The sequence below is a fragment of the Maricaulis sp. W15 genome (assembly GCF_001924955.1).
Classification (GTDB): Bacteria; Pseudomonadota; Alphaproteobacteria; order Caulobacterales; family Maricaulaceae; genus Maricaulis; species Maricaulis maris.
This window is the reverse complement of record NZ_LQXG01000001.1, coordinates 359931-382821: the sequence shown is the minus strand read 5'-3', so window position 1 is coordinate 382821 and position 22891 is coordinate 359931. Positions and strand designations below refer to the sequence as shown.

Here is a 22891-nt window from a genome sequence, read left to right as displayed (position 1 = left end):
AGTTAGATGCTGCGTTTCCTGTTCGCCACCACCGCGCTCGCCGGTGGACTCATTCTTGCCAGTTGCTCCAGCGCCGACGAGGCAATGCCGGAGACCAATGCCGGGGCAGGAATTGAGGCCGAGGTCACCAGCGCGAGCGGTCCGGCCATGGTCGCTGCCGCCAATCCCCATGCCGTTGAAGCCGGGCTGGACGCCTTGCGTGCCGGCGGCGACGCGATTGATGCCGCCATTGCCGTGCAAAGTGTGCTGGGACTGGTCGAACCGCAAAGTTCCGGCCTCGGCGGTGGCGCCTTCCTGCTCTATTACGACGCCCAGAGCGGCGACCTGACTGTATATGATGGGCGCGAAACGGCCCCGGCGACCGCCACGCCCGAGCTTTTCCTTGACGTGAATGGCCAGCCGCTGGGCTTCGTTGAGTCGGTCCTCTCCGGCCATTCCATCGGTGTGCCGGGCGCTGTCGCAATGCTGGCGATGGCCCATGCCGACCACGGCGCGCTGGATTGGGCCGATGGCTTTGATGCGGCGACCGGCCTGGCCGAAGACGGTTTCGAGATTTCGCCGCGCCTGGCCGGCTTCATCGCCGGCATGGCACCGCGCGGGCCACTGGATGAGTGGCCGGCCTCGCGCGACTATTTCTTCACCGATGACGGCACACCGCTTCCCGCCGGCCATCTGTTGCGCAATCCGGCCTACGCCGAGACCACGCGCGCGCTCGCGGCCGACTGGCGGGCGCTTTATGAAGGCCCCCTGGCCGCCGCGATTATCGAGGCGGTCCAAGACGAACCGCGCCCCGGCGGACTGACCCTGACTGATCTGGCCGCCTACCAAGCTGTACGGCGCGATGCGCTCTGCCGTGATTATCGCGAATGGACGGTGTGCGGCGCGCCGCCGCCGGCGTCCGGCGGGATCACCGTCAACGAGATCCTGGGCCTGCTCGAACCCTATGACATGACGGCAACCGGCCCAGACACGGTTGAAGGCTGGCGGCGCTTCATCGAGGCCAGCCGCCTCGCCTATGCCGACCGCGACGCCTATGTCGCGGATGCTGATTTTGTCGACGTGCCGGTCGCCGGGCTGCTGGACGCCGACTACATCAATCGCCGCGCCCTGGGCATTAACCGGACCACCGCATTGCCAACATCGGTACCAGGCATCCCCGAGGGTGTGAGCGAGCCAGGCGCCGACGCGACCCCGGATTCACCCGGCACCAGCCATTTCGTGATCGTGGACAGCGATGGCGACGTCGTGTCGATGACCACAACCGTTGAAAGCGTGTTCGGCAGCCATCGCATGGCCGGCGGTTTCTTTCTCAACAACCAGCTCACCGATTTCTCGCGCGCACCGACCGATGCCGAAGGCCGCGTCGTGCCGAATGCGCCCGAGGGCGGCAAACGGCCGCGCTCGTCGATGTCACCGACCATCGTCTTTGATCGCGACGGCGAGTTCGTGCTGGCCACCGGCTCACCCGGCGGCTCCTCCATCATCGCCTATACCGCCAAGACGCTGGTCGGCATGCTCGATTGGGGGCTGACACCACAACAGGCGATCGAGCTACCCAATATCGTTGCACGGGGCGATATCGTTCGGGTCGAGGATGGCATGGATGCGAATATCCTTGCCGGCCTGGCCGCGCTCGGTTTCACGCTGGATGCCAATCGCGGCGAGAATTCCGGCCTGCATATCGTGCGTCGGCTGGAAGACGGAACCCTGATCGGCGGCGCCGACCCACGCCGCGAAGGCCAGGCCCGCCAGCCCTGATCAGGGGCGCACCGGCGGGGCCGCAGGCAGGCGAACGGCGAAAACCGTGCCGGCGTCACCTGTGGTGACCAGATCGACATCACCGCCATGGGCACGCGCCAGCTCGCGGGCAATCGACAAGCCCAGCCCGCTACCGCCACGCCGTGTCGAGCCGCTGAAGGCCTGGAACAGGCGTTCACGCGCCTTGGGCGGCACGCCAGGGCCGCTATCGGCGATCTCGATGCGGATTTCGCCTGATCCGTCGGCAACCAGCGGCATCGCCGTGGCACGGGCGGACAGACGCCGTTCGCCCTCGACCGACTGCATCGCCTGGATGGCGTTACGGCACAGGTTGAGAAAGAGGCGATGCGCTTGGTCGGGATCGGCATCAAGCCGCAATTCATCACCGATATCATTGGTCCAGACGACATCGCCCTCGGCGAGCATCGCGTCACCGGCAACCTCTTCGAGCAGGGCACGGGCCGCGATCGGTTGACGCACCGGGGCGCTTTCCTCGGCCCGACCAAATTCCAGCGTCGCCTCGCACAGGCGGACGCCCCGATCGACCGCCCGCACCAAGCGCTCGCCCATGCCGCGAACCCGGTCATCACTGTCCATGGCCAACCGGTCGGAAACGAGCTGGGCACTGGCCAGAACATTGCGCAGGTCGTGATTGATCTTGGCGACGGCACCGCCGAGCGCGGCCAGGCGTTCGCGTTGCAACAGCGCTTGGCGGACATCAGCCTGCATGCGGGCCAGTTCATGCTCCGCCTGGCCAATCTCATTGCGCGCAGCGCCGGGCCGGATCATGCGGGCGGGATCTGCCGGATCTTCCCGGAAATGCGTCATCGCGCCGGCCAAACGGCGCATCGGCCGGACAAAGAGAAAGAAAAGCGCGCAATAAAGCACAGCACCGACAATGATCGCCGCAAGGCTGGCATAGATGAGCAAGCGGCGTGAAAACTCGCGCAGGGCAGCGTGCAGCGGCGCTTCGCGGACAATCACATCGATCAACTCGTCCGGCGCGCCCATCGGGTGGGCCCGGATGCGCAGCAGCCGGTCGTCAGGCGCGTTCAAGGTCTCGATCGTATCGCGGATATGCGTGAACCAGCCCGCCTTGCGAAGGTCACTCTCGACCAGCCCCTCGCCGATCGGGCCGGAATAGAGCACCAGCTCATTCATGCCGTTGCGGACGCGTGCCACAGCGACCGCGTCAGCCCCCATCAGGAGCGCCCGCACTTCTTCCTCGCCCAGAGCCCCGCCGGGCGCCACATCCGCCGCCAGGGCGGCCAGGTGGGCTGCTTCGGCGCGGTCTGTCATCCATTGCAGCCGGAAGCTCGCCGCCGCCGGGAAATAGACCAGCACGAGGCCGACCGTGACCAGACCCAGCGTCACCATCAGCAATTGCGCCCGCAAATTGTCGAGGACACCGACGAGCGGCGCGGCATCGGGGCGAGCTGGATCGTCGCTGGAGGAAGGTGGTTCAATGGACATCGGCATTCGCGGATAGCCTAGAGCGATTTGCCCGGCAAGGCGCCTGCTTTTGATGGCCATGTCGAGCGCGATGACATCAAATGGGTGCGACAGCGGCAACCTTGCCGCCCGGCGGAATCGGATCGGCCGACTTTCCCTCTGCGGCAGACCCGGTCCGCAATGCACTGCGAGTCCGGCGAAGGCCGGCTGATGATGTACAGCAGCACGAAAGCCGGGCCATAATCGCTGTCGGCCGCCGGGCAGCTCTCCCCTGGCAGTCGGTTCCGGCGATCCCACGGCGCCGACAATGGTTGGACAGGCGCGTCCGACATGTCATTCTCCTGCGCGACAGGGGGCATGAACGCTTGACGCCGCGGCTTCAAGCGCGTAATTGCCGCCGCTCTCGAATTGCATGCCGATGGAGCGCGACCGTGAAACGTACTTTTCAGCCGTCCAAGCTAGTCCGCAAGCGCCGGCACGGCTTCCGTGCGCGCATGGCGACGAAATCTGGCCGTATTATCCTGGCTCGCCGCCGGGCCAAGGGCCGCAAGCGTCTGTCCGCTTAAGGACGATGCCAACGCCGCTTCCTGCCGTCCGACGGCTGAAAACGCGGCGCGAATTTTTGCACGTCGCAAAAGGTAAAAAAGCCGTCCGATCGGGCGTGGTCATCCAGGCCCGCTCGCGAGACGGCTCTTTGCATTTGCAGGACGCGCCCATCGGGGCCGGCTTCACCGCCACCCGCAAGATCGGCGGTGCCGTCATCCGCAATCGGGCCAAGCGCCGTTTGCGGGAGATTGTCCGGCTGCTTCTCCCCCTCCACGGACAGCCCGGCATTGACTATGTATTCATCGCACGTGCGACAACGCCCGATCGGGACTGGTCGCGCCTGGTGGGGGATGTCGAAAGCGCATTGGTGAGTCTGGCCGACGGTCAGGTCCCTGGCGATCGCGAACACAAAGCGCAAGAGGCCTGAGTTTTCATGGGCGAAGATCAACGCAACCTGTTTATCGCACTGGGCCTGATCCTGGTGATCCTGACTGGCTATCAGGTCTTCGTCATGGGGCCGGCCGAGGAAGAACGCCGCGCCGAACAAGAAGCCGCCGTTGAAGCGGCCGGCCAACTCGCCGATCCGGACCTTCCTGCCTCAGCCCTGGAACCGGCCGCCCCGACGACGGTCGACCGCGAAACCGCGCTGACCGGCAATCAACGTGTCGTCATCGATGCCCCGGCCGTCCTGGGATCGCTGTCGCTGACCGGTGCCCGTCTCGACGATATCCGCCTGCGTCGCCACAGCGAAACGATTGACGACCCGACGCCGGTCGCCCTGCTCAACCCGATCGGCAGCGACCATGTCTTCTACGCCCGTGATGGCTGGACCTCGGCCACGGCCGGTTTCAATGACCTGCCGGGTGGCGCCACCGAATGGACGCTCGCGTCAGGCTCAACCCTGACCCCGGATACGCCGGTCACCCTGACCTATGACAGCCCGTCAGGCCTGCATTTCGAGCGCGTCATCTCGGTCGACGAGAATTATCTTTTCACGCTCACCGACGTGGTCACCAATAATTCCGGCCAGGAAGTCGAGTTGTCGCGCTATGGACTGGTCCGCCATGAGGGTCGCCCGGAAGACGAGACCCGCAACATGGCCGTGTTCGAAGGCGCCCTGGCTGTCGTCGATGGCGCCATGGTGCGCAGCAGTTTCGGCAAGCTGGAAGACGGCAACCAGACCGAGGACAGCGGCACTGGCGGCTGGGTCGGCGTGACCCAGCGTTACTGGATGGCCGCGGCCATTCCCGATCAGGACCGTCCCTTCACGGCCCGCTTCCGCACCATTGAACGCGGCGAGATTGATGCCTTTGAAGCCAGCTATGTCGAACAGGCCATCGCCGTTCCGGCTGGCGAGAGCCTGGCCTCCACCACCCGGATTTTCGCCGGCGCCAAGGAACTTGGCGTGTTGCAGCAAGTCCAGGACGTGGTCGGCATCGAGCGTTTCGACATGGCCATCAATTGGGGCTGGTTGTGGTTCCTGACGCGACCTTTCGTCTGGCTGCTCACCATGTTGGAAGGCGCCCTGGGTCAATTCGGCCTCGCCATCCTGGCGCTGACCCTGATGGTCAAGATTGTCATGTTCCCGCTGGCCAACCGCGCCTACGCCTCGATGGCGAAGATGAAGGCCGTGCAGCCGAAAATGGCCGACATCAAGGAGCGCTACGCCTCGGACCAACAAAAGCAGCAACAGGCGTTGATGGAGCTTTACCGCACCGAGAAGATCAACCCGCTGGCCGGTTGCCTGCCGATCCTGCCGCAAATCCCGATCTTCTTTGCGCTCTACCAGACCCTGTTCAACGCCATCGAAATGCGCCACGCGCCCTTCTTTGGCTGGATCCGTGACCTGTCGGCCGCCGATCCGACCAATATCTGGAACCTGTTCGGCCTGATCCCCTACGACCCGTCCGGCATCTGGCTGATCGGGGGCATTCTGGGCATTGGCGTCTGGCCGATCATCATGGGCCTGACCATGGCGGCGCAGCAGGCGCTCAACCCGCCGCCGCCGGACCCGATGCAGGCGCGCATCTTCGCCTTCCTGCCGATCGTCTTCACCTTCATCCTGGCCCCGTTCGCGGCCGGCCTGGTGATCTACTGGGCCTGGAACAACTTCCTGTCGGTGCTGCAGCAATACATCATCATGCGGCGTCACGGGAATGAGACCCAGGTCGACAAGTTGATCGCCCGCCTGATGAAACGGGACCGCGGAGACTGACCCTGACCGACGGTAGCGACGAACTCGACATCGGCCTCGGACGGCGTTTCTTCTCGCGCCCCTGCACCTTCCTGATGGGTGCAGTTGCGCTGGATCATCTGCCCGAGCCGGACCGGATCGAGATTGCCTTTGCTGGTCGCTCGAATGTCGGCAAATCCTCGCTGATCAATGCGCTGACCAACCAGAAGGGCCTCGCCCGCGCCTCGGGCGAGCCGGGCCGGACGCGCGAGCTGAACTTCTTCAATGTCGAAGGCGACGACCTGCGCATCGTTGACCTGCCCGGTTATGGCTATGCCAAGGCGCCCAAGCCGGTGGTCGAGAAATGGACCCGCCTGACACGCGCCTTCCTGCGCGGCCGGGTCAATCTCAAACGCGTCTACCTGTTGATCGACAGCCGTCACGGCCTCAAGGATGTCGACCTGAAGATCATGGACGTGTTCGACGAGGCGGCGGTGAGCTATCAGGTCGTGCTGACCAAGACCGACAAGATCAAACCGCCGGCCGTCGCCCGGCTGATCGGCGAGACCGGCGAGAAGATCGCCAAACGCCCGGCCGCCTTCCCACGCGTCGTCGCCACATCCAGCGCCAAGCAGGACGGCGTCGACCAGCTGCGGGCCGAGATTGTCGCCTTGCTGCCCGACATGGGATGACAGGGGCATGTTGCGTTTCCTGATCCCGGCGCTGTTCGCCCTGCCCGCCCTGACCCTTGCGACGACAGAACGCGCCGATGCGGCCGAACTGTGCAATGAAACCAGCTATATCGTCGAAGCCGCGACGGCATGGCCGGTCGATGGGGGCGTCGCGATCGAGGGCTGGACCCGATTGCGTCCGGGCGATTGCACCACTGTCGCCAGCGATGTCGATCTCGATGGCGACCAACCGATCTTCTTCTACGCCAAATCCTCGATCGCCTATCTCGGCGGTGTGCGCGAATGGCGCGGCACCGTGCCGCTGTGTGTCGATGAGGCGGATTTCGAAGTCGTGGCCAACACGCGCTGCGCCTCGCTCGGCCTGGCCTCACGCGACTTTTTTATCCGGGAAGGCGATGACCGCGAGCGCACCGTGCTGGTCGAACCGATCGATTTCGGCATCCGTGCCAGCGTCGCCGGCATCCAGCGCCTGCTGCAATCGGCCGGCTATCCGATCACGGCGGTCGATGGGTTGAGCGGTCGCTCGACCGCCCGCTCGATCAGCAGTTTTCTCAGCGATGCCGGTCTTGCCAGCCGCCCTTCCGATGATGCGCTGATTGACGCGCTGGAGGCTCGCGCCCTGGGCCGCAACGCCGCCAGTGGCCTGAGCGTGTGCAATGAGGCCGACGGCGACATTGCTGTCGCAATCGGACACCAGGTCGGCACGATCTGGCAGTCCCGCGGCTGGTGGCGGATCCATGCCGGTGAGTGCGCGCGTGTTCTGGCCACCCGGCTGGAGACGGCCAACACTTTTTACTATGCCGAGCGCATCAATACCGCCGGGCGACGCGGCCTGACCGAGGGCGATGAGGGCTTTTGCATCGCACCGGCCCGCTTTGTCGCCGAGGGGCGCCGTGACTGTGCCGACCGTGGCTACACCGCCGCCGATTTCCGCCGCATCACCCAGCCCAGCGAGGGCGGTGCCCGTGTCACGCTCGGTGAGGGCGATTTCCGGAGGCCCTGACATGGCCGATCTGAGACATATCACCCACTGGGTCTTTGACCTCGACAACACGCTCTACCCGTCCGACGCGCCGATCATGACCCAGGTCGATCAGCGCATGACGCAGTATGTCGCGCGCCTGCTGGATCTGCCCGAGGGCGAGGCGCGCAGCGTGCAGAAATCCTACTGGCGCGACTACGGCACCACACTCAACGGGTTGATGGCCAACCACACGGTCGACCTGCGCCACTTCCTCGACTTCGTGCATGATGTCGACCCGACCGTGATCATACCGCATCCCGAGCTGGAAGCGCGGATCCGCGCCCTGCCCGGCAAGCGCCTCGTCTACACCAATGGCTCACTTCGCCATGCCGAGAATATTCTCGGTCATATGGGGCTGACCCACCTGTTCGACGATATCTTCGATGTCGAGGCGTCCGGCTTCCAGCCCAAGCCGCATCAGGCCGGCTTCGACAGTTTCGTCAGCAAATTCGCTTTGCCGGTTCCCGAGTCGGTCTTCTTCGAGGACAGTGTCCGCAATCTGAAAACCGCCTTCGACATGGGCTTCACAACCGTTCTCGTCCGCGCCAAACATGGGCCCCGCGACGATGAAAGCGCCGCGCCCGACGACCATCCCGACCATGTCCACCACGCCGTGGACTGCCTGCCCACCTTCCTCGGCACCGTACAGACTGCCGCGACACCGGACGATGACGCCACGTGACGGACCAAGCCAATGCTGCCGCGTTTGATCCTGGTCATGACGATGTGTTTGCCCGCATTGCCGACAAGTATGATCTGCTCTGCGACATATTCAGCTTTGGCATTCACCGTCTCTGGAAGGCTGGCATGGCGCGCCGCATCGCCGCCCTGAATGTCGACACAGCCCTCGACCTAGCCTCCGGCCCCGGCGACATTCCGACCCGGCTGGTGGGACGCAGCGGCGCGCCTCGCCGCCTGATCGTCACCGATCTCAGCCCCAAGATGCTCAGCCTCGCCAGCGAGCGGCTGGCCGGACAGGACCATATCGCGATACTTCGCCTCGATGCCCACACGCTCGACGGCATCGACGATAATTCCGTCGATCTGGTCAGCATCTCCTTCGGCATGAAGATCTGCGACCGAGAACGCGTCCTGGCCTCCGCGCTTAGGGTTCTCAAGCCGGGTGGCCATCTTTTGAACCTCGAGGCCGCCCGTATCCCCGTGCCGGTCATCCACTGGGCCTATTTGACCTATATGGATATCTGCCTGCCACTCATTTCCGGCATTGCGACCGGCGGCGACCGCTCGGCCTATGATTACCTGCTCAAGGGCATCCACACATTTCCCGATCCCGTCAGTTTCTCCGAGGAAATTGCACGGGCAGGGTTTGAAGACGTGCATCATACCAATTACACCGGCGGCATCGTGGCCCTGCACGAAGCCCGCAAACCCGACACCAAGAGTACAGCCCCATGACCGATACCACCCTCATCACCACCATCGACAACGCTTGGGACAATCGTGACAGCGTCGCGACCGACACGACCGGGGAAATCCGTGATGCCGTCGAGACCGCGATCAACCTGCTCGACAGTGGCCAGGCGCGGGTTGCGTCGCGCGGGGATGACGGCAATTGGGTGGTGCATCAATGGCTGAAGAAGGCCGTCCTGCTGGGCTTCCGGCTCAACCCGATGGATCTGATCGAGGGCGGCATTGCCGGTGCGAAATGGTGGGACAAGGTGCCGTCCAAGTTTGACGGCTGGGGCGAGGCCGAGTTCAGGGCGGCCGGTTTCCGCGCCGTCCCGCCTTGTGCCGTGCGCCGCGGTGCCTTCATCGCTCCGGGCGCGGTGCTGATGCCCTCCTATGTCAATCTGGGCGCTTATGTCGGCGAAGGCACCATGATCGACACCTGGGCCAGTGTCGGCTCGTGTGCGCAAGTCGGTGCACATTGCCATATATCGGCTGGCACCGGCATCGGCGGCGTGCTGGAGCCGCTGCAGGCCGACCCAGTCATCATCGAGGATAATTGCTTCATCGGCGCCCGTTCGGAAGTCGTCGAGGGCGTGATCGTGCGCGAGGGGTCGGTGCTGGCGATGGGCGTCTACATCACCCGCTCGACCAAGATCGTTGACCGCACCACGGGCGAGATCAGCTATGGCGAAGTTCCCGCCTATTCAGTGGTCGTGCCCGGCGCCCTGCCCGACCCGAAGGGCGGTCCGAGCCTTTATTGCGCGGTCATCGTCAAACGCGTCGACGCCCAGACCCGGGCCAAGACCTCGATCAACGACCTTCTGCGCTAGTCGGCCTCGGCCAGCCAGGCCTCGATACCACGGGCTGCTGCCATGCCGGTGGCAAAACAGGCCTGCAGCAGGTAACCGCCGGTCGGCGCATCCCAGTCCAGCATTTCACCGGCTGCGAACACACCCGGCACGGCGTTGAGCATGAAATGGCCATCGACCGCAGTGCGGGCGATACCGCCTGCCGAGGAGATCGCCCGCTCCAGACCGCGCTGACCTGTGACGGTCAGGGGCACGGCCTTGATCAACCTGGCCAGGGTGCCCGGATCACGCGGCAGGTCCGGGACGGCGTCCCGCAGGACGGAAATCGCCTGCGGTGTCAGCCCGGCCTTGCGCAAGGTATTGGTCAGCGACTGACCCTTTTTGGCCCGGCCCAGCCAGCCCGTCATGTCGGCCAGATCGCGATGGGGCTTGAGATCAAGATGCAGCGTAACCGGCTGCCCTGTCGCCAGCGCGTCGCGGATCGGCCCGGCCAGCGCATAAACGGCCCCGCCTTCCAGACCATAGCGCGCGATCATCGCCTCGCCCGCGACACGTTCCTCGCCGAGTGACAGGGCGATGGTCTTCAGCGGCGCTCCCGCAAAGCGGTCCTGTGTGATCGCGCTCCAACGGGTCTCGACGCCGCAATTGGAGGCGGAGAATGGAACCAGCTCAACGCCGCGCGCGGACAACAGATCCGCCCATCCACCGTCTGAGCCGAGACGCGGCCAGCTTGCACCGCCAAGGGCCAACAATACCGCGTCCGGACGCGTGGTGACGCGCCCGTCCGGCGTCTCGAACATCAACGCACCGTCATCGCTCCAGCCGACCCATTGCTGGCGCAGATGCAGACTCACGCCCATTTCTTCAAGACGCATCCGCCAGGCCCGCAGCAGGGGCGAGGCCTTCATGGCTTCGGGGAAGACACGGCCCGACGAGCCGACGAAACTGGCCTGCCCCAGCCCGTCACACCAGGCCCGCACGGCACCCGGGTCGTGCTGCATGACTGCCGGCCCCAGCCAGTCCGCCGCCTCACGATAGCGCCCCAGAAAGGCCGGCAGCGGTTCGGAGTGGGTGAGGTTGAGCCCGCCGCGTCCCGCCATCAGGAATTTGCGTCCTGGCGTCGGCATGCGTTCATGCACGTCGACGCGATGGCCGATCAGGGCAAGATGTTCAGCGGCGATCAGGCCGGCCGGGCCGGCCCCGATAATGGCGATGTGTCTGGGTGCAAGGGATGACATACAGCCGCCATAGCGGTTGCACGATCAAAAGGCGAGGCGAAGCCCCACCACCGCCGGTCTAGGGTCGCAGGACGATGACCGGATTTTCGCGCGGTGCGGTATAGGCATTGAGCACACGGGCCTGGATGTAGACCGCCGCCGGATCCGGCGTATCGGTGATGCTGATGCGCAAGCTGCCATGAGCGGGAATGGTCACCACGCTGGCCGCATTGGCAAAGTTGCGCGGGCCGACATTCTGCAACACCACGGGCAGCGGCCCGTCATTGCGGACATTGACCCGCAATACGGTCGAATTGCGCTGATAGTCGGCCACCTCAAGGCTGAGCACGGCGCCGAGCACGGTCTGCATCACGTCTTCCCGGCCGATGAACTGGTTCTTGAACAGGGCCACCGTTTGCCGGGCTTCCAGCCCGTCACGAATTCCCTGCAGGGAGCGCTCGGACGCGATCACCAGCGACGCCGTGCGGTGCTCCCCAGCAATGATGTCATAATCATAGTCGATCAGGCCGTGAATGTCGGACGTGCCGAGAATGGCCAGGTCATTGTCGAGGGCAAACTGAAGTGCTTCCTCGCTGAACTCGCCGCCATTGGCCACTTCAATGCCCTGGATCAGACCTTCGCTGACCAGCGCCTGCTGCTCGGCCGGCACCTGCATGATCCCGGCAGGCGCATCGTGGCCCCAGGCCGGATGGTTCCAGAAGGTGAAAGCGCCCTGGCGCTGTGCTTCTTCAAGGGCGAGCCGGGCATTGGCCAGATTATCATCTGCGCGGCGTTCGATCGTCAGGATCGGATTGGCATCCTGGACGAAGACAGCATTGACGTGACCGGGGGGCAGTTGCCGCGTGATCTCCACACCCGGAATAACCAGGGGCGCACTCTCGCCGGCATTGGCCGCAGCCAGCTCGGCCAGCTCGAAAGACCGGTTGCGATCGGGATGGGGGATGTCGTCACGGTGCGGCTGGTATTCCAGGTGCTCGGTCACCGCCATGGCATCAAGCTGGTCACGCGACGACTCCCAGACCCGCACGGTCGGCCAGACATGCCCGTCGGAAAACACGCTGTGCGTATGCAGGTCCACCACCAACAGGGCACGGCCATCCGGAAAGTCAGGGAATTGCAGCGACCGGGACGGCCGGACCTCGGCATGCGGATGGTCATGGGCATGAGCGGGTTGAGACGTCGCCTGCTGGCCGGAAGCGGAAGGTCCCGCCAGGCCGAATAGGATGATCAACGCGCAAACACGATACAGATATGACAACATGAAGCCCCCCCTGCATCGGCTCTACCCCGCCCCCATGACATGCACACGACCATCCGGTGACAGGGACGCGACGACGGGAGCTGTGCTGATGCGCCGCTACCGCTTTGGTGTCGAATCTGGTCACATGGTGGAAATCACTCACAAGGGGCGCGCCATGACTGACGACATCACCAGGGAAAAGCCGGTGGCCAAAAATCCGGCGGCGCCATACGGCTCGGCCGACAACCCGTCGGAATTCGACGTATTGCACCGCATGGGCTCCGAAGAGCCCTATTTCATCATCCGCGGCGGCGACCCGCTGTCCGACGCGCTGGTGGAGCTGCACGCCTATATCGGGGCCGGTCAGTCCGGCGCGGCCCATGACACGCTCGAGCGTATTCTCGCCCTGACCTCGCAGAAGCCGCCGCGTCCGGTGGGCTCGCCGAAATACCGCGAGACCTTCAAGATCTCCGTCTCGATGGAGCGCTTCCGCGAGACCCACGGACGTTCGCACTGAGCGGCAGCTCCTGCGCCTTTGATCAATGCAATGGGTATGACGGCGATGAAACCGGTCCTGCGTCGCGGCAACGCTGCCGATCATGACGCGCTCGGCTTGCTCATGCATGCCGCCGTGCATGGCCCCGGCAGCCCGTACCGTGCGGCCCAGCGCCAAGCCTGGATTGCCGCGCCGCGGTCCGGCCCGGACTGGGATGCCCGCCTGTCCGGTCAGACCATCATCCTGGCCGAACAGGATGACCATCCCGTCGGCTTCATGACACTGGCACCGCCGGACTGTGTCGATTTCGCCTTTATCCATCCAGACTGGCAGGGATGCGGCCTGTTCCGCCGTCTCTATCAGGCACTGGAAGACCACGCTCGCGAAACCGGTATACCTGCCCTGCGCGTCCATGCCAGCCTGCAGGCACGACCGGCCTTTGCGGCCATGGGTTTTGCGGTCACAGCACAGGAAACCGTCACCATCGGCGACCAGTCGCTGGCCCGCTTCGCCATGGAAAAATCGCTGCCCCCCCCGGCAACGGGCTGACTAAAAAAGTGGTCCGCCCGAAACCTCCGGACGAACCACATAGAGGGGACTCAGGAAAAGCGGCGACGCAGGAGTTTGAACGCCTGCGCGGATTCCGGCATGGCGTGGCTCAATCCCATGAAGCCGTGCAGCGTGTTCTCGAAACAATAAAGGCCGGCCCTGCCGCCCGCCCGACGGACCCGGCACACGAAATCGGCACCTTCATCCCGCAGCGGGTCATAGCCGGCTGTGATCACGGTGACCGGCGGCAGCCCGGCAAACCCGTCGGCCAGCAAAGGTGACACATCCGGCAATCGAGCCAGTTCCGGATCGTCGAGATAATTGCCCGCCGACCAGGCGACATCCTCGCGGGCCAGGAAATAGCGCCCGTCACCGAGGGTCTGGCGCGAGCCGTGCTCGGGCAGATCGGGAACCAGCATGACCGGGTAGAACAGCGCCAAATGGCTGAGCGTGACCTGCGGTATGTCCCGGGCGCGCAGGGCAAGCGCTGCCGCCATCGTTCCGCCCGCACTGTCGCCGGCGAGGGCGAGCGATGACAGGCCGCGCCGGGCCAGCTCGTTCCCGGCCCAGGCCAGGGCCGAGAGACCTGCATGGATCGCGGTCGGGTATTTGTTTTCCGGCGACAGGGGATAGCCGACACTGGCCACCACATGCCGCGTCGCCACCGACAGGCGGCGCGCGAAGCCGTCATAGGCATCCAGATTGCCCAATACACAGCCACCACCGTGAAAGAAGACCAGCACACCGCGCGCCCGGCCCCGCGGTTCATAGACCCTGAGGTCTGCGACTTGCCCCTCGACAACGGGCCCGGTCGCCGGTTCAACCGACTTCATGCGCGGGCCGGGCTGGTCGACTTCCGTCATCAGCCCTGAAATCGCGGCCCGCGCCTCGTCCAGCGGCAGATCACGGATGGGTGGCGCGTCCGGCGGGGTGGCATCGAGGAAGGCTTGCGCCCCCTTCGAGAGGGGGCGCGGCCGGGCCCGCGCCAGCGGTACGGGCCGGGTGGTATAGGGTCGGAACCACATGCGCCTTATTGCGTCCGCAGGACAAGGCGGATGTCGAAGGTCCGCGGCGCACCATAGTAGGCGAGCTGGTAGCCGGGGAATTCGATCAGGTCGAAGGCCTGGTTGATATAGGCTTCATCAAACAGGTTGCGGACACCCGCCCGGATCTCCCACCTTTCGTCCGCCGCAGCGATCGAGGCGAAAGCATTGACCAGGGCATAGCCATCCTGCGCCAGACTCTCGGCACTGGAGACGGTGGTATAGGTCTTCGACCGCCAGGACGCATCGGCATGGACGGTGGCATAGAGATTATCGCTCACCGGCCACTCATAGGTGAAGGCAATGCCGCCACTCCATTCCGGCGTGTTTACCAGTTCCCGGTCGTCAGCGATATTGACCCCGCCGGCGCCGATATATTCCTCGTAGAAGGCGTCCATATAGCCGACATGTCCGGTCAGGGTGAGTCCGTCGGCCGGGCGCCACATGGCTTCCGCCTCAACGCCCTGGATGACTGCCTCGCCGGCATTGGTAAACTGGGCCTCAAAGGCACCCGTCCCCGGATTGGCGGTGAAGCTGGACAATTGCAGGTCGGTGTAATCATTCCGGAAGACCGCCGCATTGAGGACCAGCTCACCGTCCATCAGCGTCGATTTGATGCCGGCCTCATAAGACCAGACAAATTCGGGATCATAAGGGTTGGCATCGAAAGGCGTGTTGGAGCGACCATCAAAGCCGCCGCTCTTAAAGCCGCGCGAGGCCAGCCCGTAGAGCATGACGGCATCATTGACCCGATAGTCCAGCCCGATGCGCGGGGTCAGGGCGTCAAAGGTTTCAGACGTGTCGATATCCGTCGCCACAATCCCGGCCCCGGTCTGGAAGGGCGGCGGGTTGGACGTGCCCGGTGCATAGACTTCCTGCAGCCGCGTGAAGGACTTGTCCTCGGACGTATAACGCAGGCCACCGCTCAGGCGGAGCCGGTCGGACAGGGCATAGCTGGCGTCAAAATAGGCCGCCCAGGCTTCTGTGTTCTGGTCATTGATGGAGGCCGTCTGCAGGGGATAGGGCAGATAGGCTCCACCGCCCAGCGGCAGGGCAATGGCACTGCCAGCCAGCCCGTTAAACGTGGTGTCCTGATCATCGAAATAATAGACACCACCGGTCAGTTGCAAGGCACCGCCAGCATCATATTCGGCGCGAAACTCCTGGCTGAACTGCTCGGCTTCCTCACGAACAAAGATCTCGAAAATCTCCAACTCAGTGCCGTCCAGATCGAGATTGGAGTCGTAGTCCAGTCTGCGCTGTCCGGTGATCGAGGTCAGGCTCAAAGCGTCCGACACCTGCCATTGCGCCCGCGCCGTCACGCCCCAGCTCGACAGATCATCCAGGTCATTATAGCTGGCGCGGATGGCGTAGGGATCGTCCTGGGCGGCGAAGATGCTGACTGTACTGGTCGCCGGATCAATGCCCGCGACATCCGTCATCCGCGCCGGCGTGCGTGAAGTGTCCGGGCTGTCGCTTGCCCCTTCCACCGTCAGCTCGAGTTCGACATCATCAGTCGGCATGAACAGGAAGCCGAGACGACCCGCGATACGGTTCACATCGCCATCATCGGACCCATCGACCTCATTGGTGGAATAGCCATCACGGGCGGAATAGAAGAGCGCCGCCTTGCCGGCCAGCCTGTCATCAACCAGATCCCCGGACATGCGTGCCCGGGCGAAGAGCTGGCCGTGATTGCCGGCTCCCAGTTCGAGCCGCGCGCCCGGGTCCGAGCCCGGCCGGATCGAGATGAAGCGCACGGCGCCACCGATCGTGTTGCGGCCGTACAGCGTGCCTTGCGGCCCGCGCAGCACTTCCACCCGTTCAACGTCGAACACGTCGAGGATCGCGCCCTGGGTGCGCGCCAGATAGACATCATCCAGATAGACACCGACACCCGGCTCGGCGAAAGCGAGTGAGTCGACCTGGCCGACGCCGCGGATATAGATGACCGCGTTTTCGGCGTCGCCGGTATGCATGGTCAGGTTGGGCACGGCGTTCTGCAGGGCAGAGATGTCGCTCGCCTGGAGGTCTTCCAGCTGCGCCTCGCCGAAGGCCGAGACCGACAATGGCACATCCTGCAGGGATTCCTCGCGGCGCCGAGACGTCACGACGATCACGTCATTGCTGGTGCGGGCAGCGGCCCCGTCGCCGCCTTGGGCCTGCGCAGAACTGGCGGTGGCGAGACTGATGGACCCGGCCAGAGCGATACACACGGCGATTGTCGAAGATGTCCGGAATAGACACATTTTCATTGGTATTCCTCCCCATGATCGACCGGTTATTCCGGCTTGATCTCATGTTGGGAGAAGTGTGCGCCCGGCTGGAGACTGCGCTCAACCGGAGAAATAGCGGAAAGAATACCCGCAAAATCTGCGTCTATTCTTCGCTGTCATCTACTGTTTCCGGACCGAGACCGAAATGCGCCCGGCCCGCCGCCAGGGTGCGTTCGAGGTGCCCGCGCAACAGGGCCTCGAGGCGCTCGGACGGGACCAGCACGGTTGTGCGCCGGTCCTCGCCGGTCTTCGCCTTTGTGAGAAAACCGTCACTGACGGCCCGATTGATCCGCTCTTCCCGGGTCCGGTTGGATCCGGTCTTCATGGCCTGGCAAGCGGCCGATACGGTGATCGGCGTGCCGCGCCAGTGCGAGCGCAGGCAAGCGACGAAAAGATACCAGAATTCCTGCGTGAAATAATGCGGTTGCCCGTCAAAGGCGCGATCCCAGTCGCGTGCATAGTCTTCCAGGAATTCCGACCAGTCGGCCAGCGCGTCGACATTCATCGTATTGCGGTCATCCTTGCGCATACCGGTTCCGGCACTCATTCCCAAACCCCTGCATTACCGCGCTTGTGGCGCTCGGGGCAAGCGATCGGCGCCCGGGCGACACGCTCTAGCCAACCGGCGCGCCATCCTTGCGTGTGAACAGACCCGGCCCGGAATAGCGACCAGGCTTCGCTTCCAGGTCAATGTCGGGATAGTGCGCCCCGTCTTCATCCAAGCGGGAACCGACGACCAGGAAGACACAATCGACCTCCGACTTGTTGATGAGACAATGCCCGTCCGCCACGCCGCCAGGAAAGCCAGCGCATTCGCCCGCCCGTATCGGGGTTTCGCCGTCATCGGTGACCAGCACGGCTTCGCCCTCCACAAGCCAGACAAATTCATCCTCATGGGTGTGCCAATGGCGCTGCGCCGACCAAGCACCCGGCTTGAGCCGAACGAGATTGACCCCGAATTGGCTGAGCCCTGCCGGCCCGGTCAATCGGCGCACCAGGCGCCCGTCGACCACGCCAGCGAATTCCGGCGGATATCCGGTACCCGAGCTTTCCTGAATGTCACTCACGGCAAATTTGGGCATGGTTGCCTCCTTGGTCTTGCCTGGCAGCCGCAGTTTGGCGCCGCCTGCGCGCCTGTCCGGCACCGAATATCGGTGACGCCCCACGCCAGCACCAGCACCAGCACCAGCACCAGCACCAGCACCAGCACCAGCACCAGCACCAGCACCATGGCGACCACATGATCTCGCGGACAACGCAAACCCGCCGCCCTGTATAACCCGTTACGACCAATACGACCGCTGATCGCTACGGCAAACTTTCGCAGTGACACCGGCGGCCCAACCCTGCCCCCGCCCCACGGCCTCGGCCTCGGCCTCTGCACCTTGCACGCGGCATCCTCGCCGCCTCGCCTCCTTGCCTCCTCGCCGCCCGGCCACCGGCTGCCATCGGCCCAGCGTATGCCAGATCAATGCCCATTCCCCTTGTAAGGAAATATAACCTACTTTTTTCTTAGAATGCCTTATAAGGATAATAAGGAGGCAGCGTTATGACTACGAATTTGACGCAAGCAGGCTTGCTGCAGCTCGATCTGGACGCGCATCAGGCGCTGGAATCGCAACGGGCTTCGTTGGACGAGACGCAACTGGACATTCTCAAACGTGTCCTGGCAGCCGCAAGCGACAGGCGCGCCGTCGGCGGGGACATAAAGCCCTCAGCCCGTCCGACCACACCGCACCCGCTTCGCCAGGAAGAGTCGCGCCCGCCACCAGGGGGCTGGCAGGACATGGCGGGCGTCAGCGACCGGAAGACCGGTGATTATCTGGTTCGATTGAACATCTATGCCCAGTTCGCGGAAAGCCAAAAGGCCGCCTACCGATTGGCTTTGATCTGGCTGGAAAAACAATATCCTGGTACACTTCACCGGCTCGCTGACACAGCCTCGAGACGCCGCCGAATTGTCGCACGGTCGCCGCAGGCCCTATATCCCAAGTCCCCATCGCTGGTGAATATGGCTGAAAAGCTGATCGACGACTGGTATGTCGATGTGAACCTCTCGAGACAGCAAAAACTGTCGAGGCTCAAGATCGCCTGCCGCATTGTCGGCCTCGAATTCGGCAAGGATCTGGTTGTTGACCTTTGATACTGCAAATGATCTCGCCAATCCCCTGCCGCTCGCCCAAGCCCTGATCCGGCGCCCGTCGGTGACGCCGGTCGATGCCGGTGCGCTGGATGTGCTGGAAGCGGCACTTGAGCAGCTAGGCTTTGCCTGCCGCCGCTACCCGTTCGGCGAGGTCGACAATCTTTATGCGCGGCGCGGCACGGCCTCTCCCTGCTTCCTATTCGCAGGCCATACCGATGTGGTTCCGCCCGGGGCTGATGCAGACTGGCAGCGACCGCCTTTCGGCGCCGAAGCCGAAGACGGTCTTTTATGGGGGCGTGGCGCGGCCGACATGAAGGGCGCCATTGCGGCCATGGTCGCCTCGGTTCAGCGCTTCCTGGACGCCGCCGGCGAGCCAAACGGATCGATCGCCTTCCTGATCACCGGCGATGAGGAAGGTCCGGCCATCGACGGCACCAAGGCTGTCCTCAAGGCGCTGGCCGATGAGGGCGAGCAATTCGATCATTGCCTGGTCGGTGAGCCGACCAATCCCAACCAGCTTGGCGACACCATCAAGTCGGGTCGGCGCGGCTCGCTGAACTGCACGCTGACCGTGACCGGTCGGCAGGGCCATGTCGCCTATCCCGAACGGGCCGAAAACCCGATCCCGCCGCTGCTCACGCTGCTTGGCCGCCTTATGGCGCGCAAGCTGGATGACGGGGTTTCGCCCTTCCAGCCATCCAATCTGGAGGTCACATCCGTCGATGTCGGCAATCCAACGACCAATGTCATTCCGGCAACCGCCACGGCGCGTTTCAATATCCGCTTCAACATTGCCCATACCGGTGACGCACTGAGCCAGTGGATTCGTGACGAGGTGGCCAAGAGCGATCTTGATTTTGATGGACGGGTCGAGGCCGACATCCATGTCACCGGCGAGGCCTTCCTGACCCCGGCCGGCGCCTTCACGACCTTGTTGCAGGATTGTGTGGAGGCGGAAACCGGTCGTCGCCCGGCCCTGACCACCGGCGGCGGCACCAGCGATGCCCGCTTCATCCAGCTCTATGCCCCGGTCGCCGAATTCGGCCTGGTCGGCGCCACCATGCATCAGGTCGATGAACATGTGGCGATCAGCGATATCGAGACCCTGACCGCGATCTACACCCGCATCCTGACCCGCTATTTCCAGGATCACCCCGCATGATCGGCCTGGTGATGGAAGGCTGGCGCGGCATGGTCGGCGCCCTGCGCTTGCTGACCTTCCGGCCGGGCGGCGAAGCAATGTTCGACGTCTCGCTGCGCGGCTTCTGGCGTTCGTTCGGCGCCATCCTGTTTGCGTTGCCGCTTGCGGCGCTGGCCCATCTCGAGCGACAGCATCTGGGCACCACGGTCAGCGCCGAGACCTATTTCCTGATTTTCTTCGGGACCTGGTTGAGCTTTCCGCTGACCGCCGCGCTCGCAGTGGCGATTGCCGGTGCCCGAAAACGCTATCTGCACTGGGTCGTCGTCCACAATTGGGGCGTGGTCTGGCTTTATGGCGTGATCGCCGCCATCCTGTCGCTGGAAGTGATCGGCCTGATCAACGCCCAGTTCCGCGACTTCCTGTTCTTCCTGTACGGCTATCTGCGCATTCTCGTGCACTGGCGCATCGCCTATGTGACGTTGGGCCTTCCAACCATCACGGCAGCACTGACGGCAACCATCCCGGCAATGACCTCATTCCTGGTGCTGGTCGCAATCAGCCAGGCACTGGCGACCGGTCAGGCACCGGCCGGGTAGTCCACCGCCGTCAGATAAAGGCCGTCGGCGGGCGCGACAGGGCCGCACCGGCTGCGATCGGCAGCGTCGAGGGCACGCTTGAAGTCCCGCGCCGACCATTTGCCAACGCCGACTTCGACCAGTGAACCCACCATTGATCGCACCTGCCGGTGCAGGAAGGAACGGGCCGAACAGGTCAGCTGCACTTCTTCGCCATAGCGTGACACCGCGATCGCATCGAGCGTCTTGACCGGGCTCTCGGCTTGGCATTGGGCATCGCGGAACGTGGTGAAATCATGCTGACCGATCAGTGCCTGGGCGGCATGATGCATGGCGTCAGCGTCGAGCTTTCGGGTCACCCGCCAGACCTGTCCCTTGTCGAGGGTGAGCGGCGCCCGGCGGTCGATCATGCGGTAGAGATAGTGACGCTGTGTCGCCGAAAAACGGGCATGGAAGTCGTCGGCGACGCGCGCCGCCTCAATCACCGCCACCGGGTGCGGTTTGAGATGGTAATTGATGGCGTCGCGCACCTTGTCGGTGGAGAGGTCCTTGGTCAGATCGAGATGGGCGACCTGGGCCAGCGCGTGCACGCCGCTATCGGTGCGACCGGCGCCATAGACAAGGACTGGCGCGCCATCCAGCTTCTCGGCCGCCCGTTCAAGGCTTTCCTGCACGGAGGGGGCATTGTCCTGGCGCTGCCAGCCGGCGAAGGGGCGGCCATCATACTCGATCGTGATCTTGTAGCGCGGCATCAGCCCAGCACCGTGCCCGGCGGCACATTATTGCCATTCAGGAAGGTGGCCGCGTCCATGGCGCCCTTGCCTTCGCGTTGCAGGCGGGTGAGCGTCAGCGCGCCATCGCCACAGGCAATGGTGAGTCCATCCAGCACCGTTCCCGGGCTTGTATTCCCGGCCTCGGCAAGCCCTGCCATCAAGACCTTGACCCGGACCGGTCCCTTCTCGGTCGGCAGCTCAAACCAGGCGCCCGGAAAGGGCGAGAGACCGCGAACATGACTGACCAGCTCGCTGGCCGGCCGCGTCCAGTCAATCCGCGCCTCGGCCGAGGAGATCTTGCTGGCATAGGTGACGCCGTCATCGGACTGCGGCACGGCTTCGAGGGAGCCGCGCTCCAACGCCGCCAGGGCCCGCGGCCACATCAGGGCGCCGGCATCCATCAGCTTGTCGTGCAGGCTGGCGGCGGTATCGGTCGGGCTGATCCGGACGGTTTCGGACAACAGGATGGGACCGGTATCCAGCCCCGCCTCCATCTGCTGCAGCTGCACGCCGGTCAGGTCGTCGCCGGCCATGATGGCGCGCTGGATCGGTGCCGCACCCCGCCAGCGCGGCAGAAGAGAGGCGTGCAGGTTGAGACAGCCCAGCCGCGGCGCATCAAGCGCTGCCTGTGGCAGGATCTGGCCGTAGGCGACAACGGCCGCGAGATCGAGATCAAGGCTGGCGAAGTCCTCGATCACCGCCGGGTCGCGGAAACTTTCCGGCGTCGAGACCGGTATGCCGAGGACTTCCGCGAGCTGGTGGACCGGCGTCTTCTGTTCCGCCTGGCCGCGACCGCGTCGGCGCGGGGGTTGGGTGTAGACGCGGGCGACCTCATGGCCGGCAGCCGCGATCTCCGCCAGCGAGCGGGCAGCAAAATCGGGTGTTCCCATGAAGGCGAGGCGCAAGGTCATATTCGTGCCGGTTCGTCAAAGCTTCTGATTGGCATTTGATATCGCCCCTGGCGCTGAAACACCAAGCCCGCGCCTCACTTGCCCCTTGCCATCACCTCTTGGATTGCCTTGTGACAAAGGCGATCACGACGGTGTGTGATCGCAACAAATCGTGATGGCAGACGCTCGAATATCCACTACGCGCGAACCGGGCAAAGTGGTAGATCGCACGCACGTGCCGATCACGGCACGCGGGTCAAGGACACCTCACATGCGTATGCAATTTGCCGCTGCCTGTTTCGGCGGCGTGCTTCTGATGGCCTGCTCGGCGCCGGACTCCGTGTCGGCTGACCAGGATCTGGCCGCACTCGAAACCCCGGCCGAAGATACCCCCGCTGCAGAAACCACCGCTGCAGAAACCACCGCTGCAGAAACCACCGTCGAGACACCGGTTGAGACCGCGGTGCCTGCGGACATCACCACCGAAGCCGACCTGTCTGCCGACGCGCAAGCGATGTGCACACAGGACTATGCTCCGGTCTGCGGCGCCAATGGCGAAACCTACGGCAATGCTTGCGAAGCAGCCGCTGACGGCGTCGAAGTCGCAGCGACCGGCGAATGCCATGCTGACGAAGAGACGCAAGACTAAGCGTCGCCGTCACT

General features: G+C 64.3%; 25 protein-coding genes. 15 read left to right on the top strand and 10 right to left on the bottom strand.

Features of this window, described 5'->3' with window-relative positions; translation table 11 throughout:
* The first annotated feature begins 6 nt into the window (after positions 1 to 6).
* Positions 7 to 1758, top strand: a complete 1752-nt coding sequence (ggt, locus tag AWH62_RS01800) for a gamma-glutamyltransferase (protein ID WP_075188733.1) — start codon at positions 7 to 9, stop codon at positions 1756 to 1758.
* Here ggt and AWH62_RS01795 read toward each other — a convergent pair whose 3' ends face one another.
* Positions 1759 to 3237, bottom strand: a complete 1479-nt coding sequence (locus AWH62_RS01795; RefSeq protein WP_158025533.1) for a sensor histidine kinase — start codon at positions 3235 to 3237, stop codon at positions 1759 to 1761.
* A 404-nt stretch (positions 3238 to 3641) separates the two neighbouring features.
* Between AWH62_RS01795 and rpmH the strand changes: the two genes are divergently transcribed.
* The 8 genes from rpmH (at position 3642) to dapD (ending at position 9885) form a co-directional block, all read left to right on the top strand.
* Positions 3642 to 3776, top strand: a complete 135-nt coding sequence (gene rpmH / locus AWH62_RS01790; RefSeq protein WP_075188732.1) for a 50S ribosomal protein L34 — start codon at positions 3642 to 3644, stop codon at positions 3774 to 3776.
* Between the two features lie 5 nt (positions 3777 to 3781).
* A complete protein-coding gene (locus AWH62_RS01785) occupies positions 3782 to 4183 on the top strand; it encodes a ribonuclease P protein component (RefSeq protein ID WP_075188731.1) in 402 nt (133 codons plus the stop codon).
* A gap of 6 nt (positions 4184 to 4189) precedes the next feature.
* A complete protein-coding gene (yidC, locus tag AWH62_RS01780) occupies positions 4190 to 5971 on the top strand; it encodes a membrane protein insertase YidC (protein ID WP_075188730.1) in 1782 nt (593 codons plus the stop codon).
* 74 nt (positions 5972 to 6045) lie between these two features.
* Positions 6046 to 6621 carry a ribosome biogenesis GTP-binding protein YihA/YsxC gene (yihA, locus tag AWH62_RS01775; protein WP_233128229.1) on the top strand — a complete coding sequence of 192 codons (576 nt, stop codon included), beginning with the start codon at positions 6046 to 6048 and terminating at the stop codon, positions 6619 to 6621.
* 7 nt (positions 6622 to 6628) lie between these two features.
* Positions 6629 to 7624 (top strand): DUF1036 domain-containing protein, encoded by a 996-nt coding sequence (locus AWH62_RS01770; RefSeq protein WP_075188728.1) that lies wholly within the window; start codon positions 6629 to 6631, stop codon positions 7622 to 7624.
* A gap of 1 nt (position 7625) precedes the next feature.
* The gene (locus AWH62_RS01765) at positions 7626 to 8327 is read left to right on the top strand and encodes a pyrimidine 5'-nucleotidase (protein WP_075188727.1); all 702 of its coding nucleotides are present in this window, start codon (positions 7626 to 7628) and stop codon (positions 8325 to 8327) included.
* Complete coding sequence (locus AWH62_RS01760; protein ID WP_075188726.1) at positions 8324 to 9061, top strand: ubiquinone/menaquinone biosynthesis methyltransferase; 738 nt, start codon at positions 8324 to 8326, stop codon at positions 9059 to 9061. Before AWH62_RS01765 ends, AWH62_RS01760 begins: the two co-directional genes overlap by 4 nt.
* Positions 9058 to 9885, top strand: coding sequence for a 2,3,4,5-tetrahydropyridine-2,6-dicarboxylate N-succinyltransferase (gene dapD / locus AWH62_RS01755; RefSeq protein WP_075188725.1), 828 nt, complete (start codon positions 9058 to 9060; stop codon positions 9883 to 9885). The genes AWH62_RS01760 and dapD overlap by 4 nt, the downstream gene beginning before the upstream one ends.
* On the opposite strand, the gene AWH62_RS01750 is transcribed toward dapD, so the two are convergent.
* Both AWH62_RS01750 and AWH62_RS01745 read right to left on the bottom strand, forming a co-directional pair.
* Positions 9882 to 11102, bottom strand: a complete 1221-nt coding sequence (locus tag AWH62_RS01750; protein ID WP_075188724.1) for a TIGR03862 family flavoprotein — start codon at positions 11100 to 11102, stop codon at positions 9882 to 9884. The genes dapD and AWH62_RS01750 overlap by 4 nt on opposite strands.
* 58 nt (positions 11103 to 11160) lie before the next feature.
* On the bottom strand, positions 11161 to 12363 hold the full coding sequence (locus AWH62_RS01745; protein WP_075188723.1) for an Sb-PDE family phosphodiesterase: 1203 nt from the start codon (positions 12361 to 12363) through the stop codon (positions 11161 to 11163).
* An 88-nt stretch (positions 12364 to 12451) separates the two neighbouring features.
* On the opposite strand from AWH62_RS01745, the gene AWH62_RS01740 reads away from it, so the two are divergent.
* Positions 12452 to 12859 (top strand): aspartate decarboxylase, encoded by a 408-nt coding sequence (locus tag AWH62_RS01740; RefSeq protein ID WP_233128228.1) that lies wholly within the window; start codon positions 12452 to 12454, stop codon positions 12857 to 12859.
* Between the two features lie 36 nt (positions 12860 to 12895).
* Positions 12896 to 13387, top strand: a complete 492-nt coding sequence (locus tag AWH62_RS01735; RefSeq protein WP_158025532.1) for a GNAT family N-acetyltransferase — start codon at positions 12896 to 12898, stop codon at positions 13385 to 13387.
* Positions 13388 to 13437: 50 nt separating this feature from the next.
* On the opposite strand, the gene AWH62_RS01730 is transcribed toward AWH62_RS01735, so the two are convergent.
* The 5 genes from AWH62_RS01730 to AWH62_RS16940 all read right to left on the bottom strand — a co-directional run bounded on the left by AWH62_RS01730 (position 13438) and on the right by AWH62_RS16940 (position 17937).
* Positions 13438 to 14412 (bottom strand): alpha/beta hydrolase, encoded by a 975-nt coding sequence (locus AWH62_RS01730; RefSeq protein WP_075188722.1) that lies wholly within the window; start codon positions 14410 to 14412, stop codon positions 13438 to 13440.
* A gap of 5 nt (positions 14413 to 14417) precedes the next feature.
* The gene (locus tag AWH62_RS01725; protein WP_083634910.1) at positions 14418 to 16685 is read right to left on the bottom strand and encodes a TonB-dependent receptor; all 2268 of its coding nucleotides are present in this window, start codon (positions 16683 to 16685) and stop codon (positions 14418 to 14420) included.
* Positions 16686 to 16809: 124 nt separating this feature from the next.
* Positions 16810 to 17253: a hypothetical protein gene (locus tag AWH62_RS01720; RefSeq protein WP_075188720.1), complete on the bottom strand. Its 444-nt coding sequence runs from the start codon at positions 17251 to 17253 to the stop codon at positions 16810 to 16812.
* A gap of 67 nt (positions 17254 to 17320) precedes the next feature.
* Positions 17321 to 17788, bottom strand: a complete 468-nt coding sequence (locus tag AWH62_RS01715; RefSeq protein WP_075188963.1) for a cupin domain-containing protein — start codon at positions 17786 to 17788, stop codon at positions 17321 to 17323.
* Entirely contained in the window at positions 17770 to 17937 is a 168-nt protein-coding gene (locus AWH62_RS16940) for a hypothetical protein (RefSeq protein ID WP_158025531.1), read from the bottom strand. The genes AWH62_RS01715 and AWH62_RS16940 overlap by 19 nt, the downstream gene beginning before the upstream one ends.
* Positions 17938 to 18282: 345 nt before the next feature.
* Here AWH62_RS16940 and AWH62_RS01710 point away from each other — a divergent pair, with 345 nt between their 5' ends.
* From AWH62_RS01710 to AWH62_RS01700, 3 genes are read left to right on the top strand one after another with little or no spacing between them, the layout of a single operon-like run.
* On the top strand, positions 18283 to 18849 hold the full coding sequence (locus AWH62_RS01710) for a hypothetical protein (RefSeq protein ID WP_075188719.1): 567 nt from the start codon (positions 18283 to 18285) through the stop codon (positions 18847 to 18849).
* Complete coding sequence (dapE, locus tag AWH62_RS01705) at positions 18836 to 20011, top strand: succinyl-diaminopimelate desuccinylase (RefSeq protein WP_075188718.1); 1176 nt, start codon at positions 18836 to 18838, stop codon at positions 20009 to 20011. Before AWH62_RS01710 ends, dapE begins: the two co-directional genes overlap by 14 nt.
* Positions 20008 to 20586, top strand: a complete 579-nt coding sequence (locus AWH62_RS01700) for a hypothetical protein (protein ID WP_075188717.1) — start codon at positions 20008 to 20010, stop codon at positions 20584 to 20586. Before dapE ends, AWH62_RS01700 begins: the two co-directional genes overlap by 4 nt.
* Here AWH62_RS01700 and truA read toward each other — a convergent pair.
* Both truA and fmt read right to left on the bottom strand, forming a co-directional pair.
* Positions 20568 to 21317, bottom strand: a complete 750-nt coding sequence (gene truA / locus AWH62_RS01695; RefSeq protein ID WP_075188716.1) for a tRNA pseudouridine(38-40) synthase TruA — start codon at positions 21315 to 21317, stop codon at positions 20568 to 20570. The genes AWH62_RS01700 and truA overlap by 19 nt on opposite strands.
* Complete coding sequence (fmt, locus tag AWH62_RS01690; RefSeq protein ID WP_143742862.1) at positions 21317 to 22249, bottom strand: methionyl-tRNA formyltransferase; 933 nt, start codon at positions 22247 to 22249, stop codon at positions 21317 to 21319. The genes truA and fmt overlap by 1 nt, the downstream gene beginning before the upstream one ends.
* Before the next feature lie 250 nt (positions 22250 to 22499).
* Between fmt and AWH62_RS01685 the strand changes: the two genes are divergently transcribed.
* Entirely contained in the window at positions 22500 to 22877 is a 378-nt protein-coding gene (locus AWH62_RS01685) for a Kazal-type serine protease inhibitor (protein ID WP_083634908.1), read from the top strand.
* Positions 22878 to 22891: the final 14 nt, after the last annotated feature.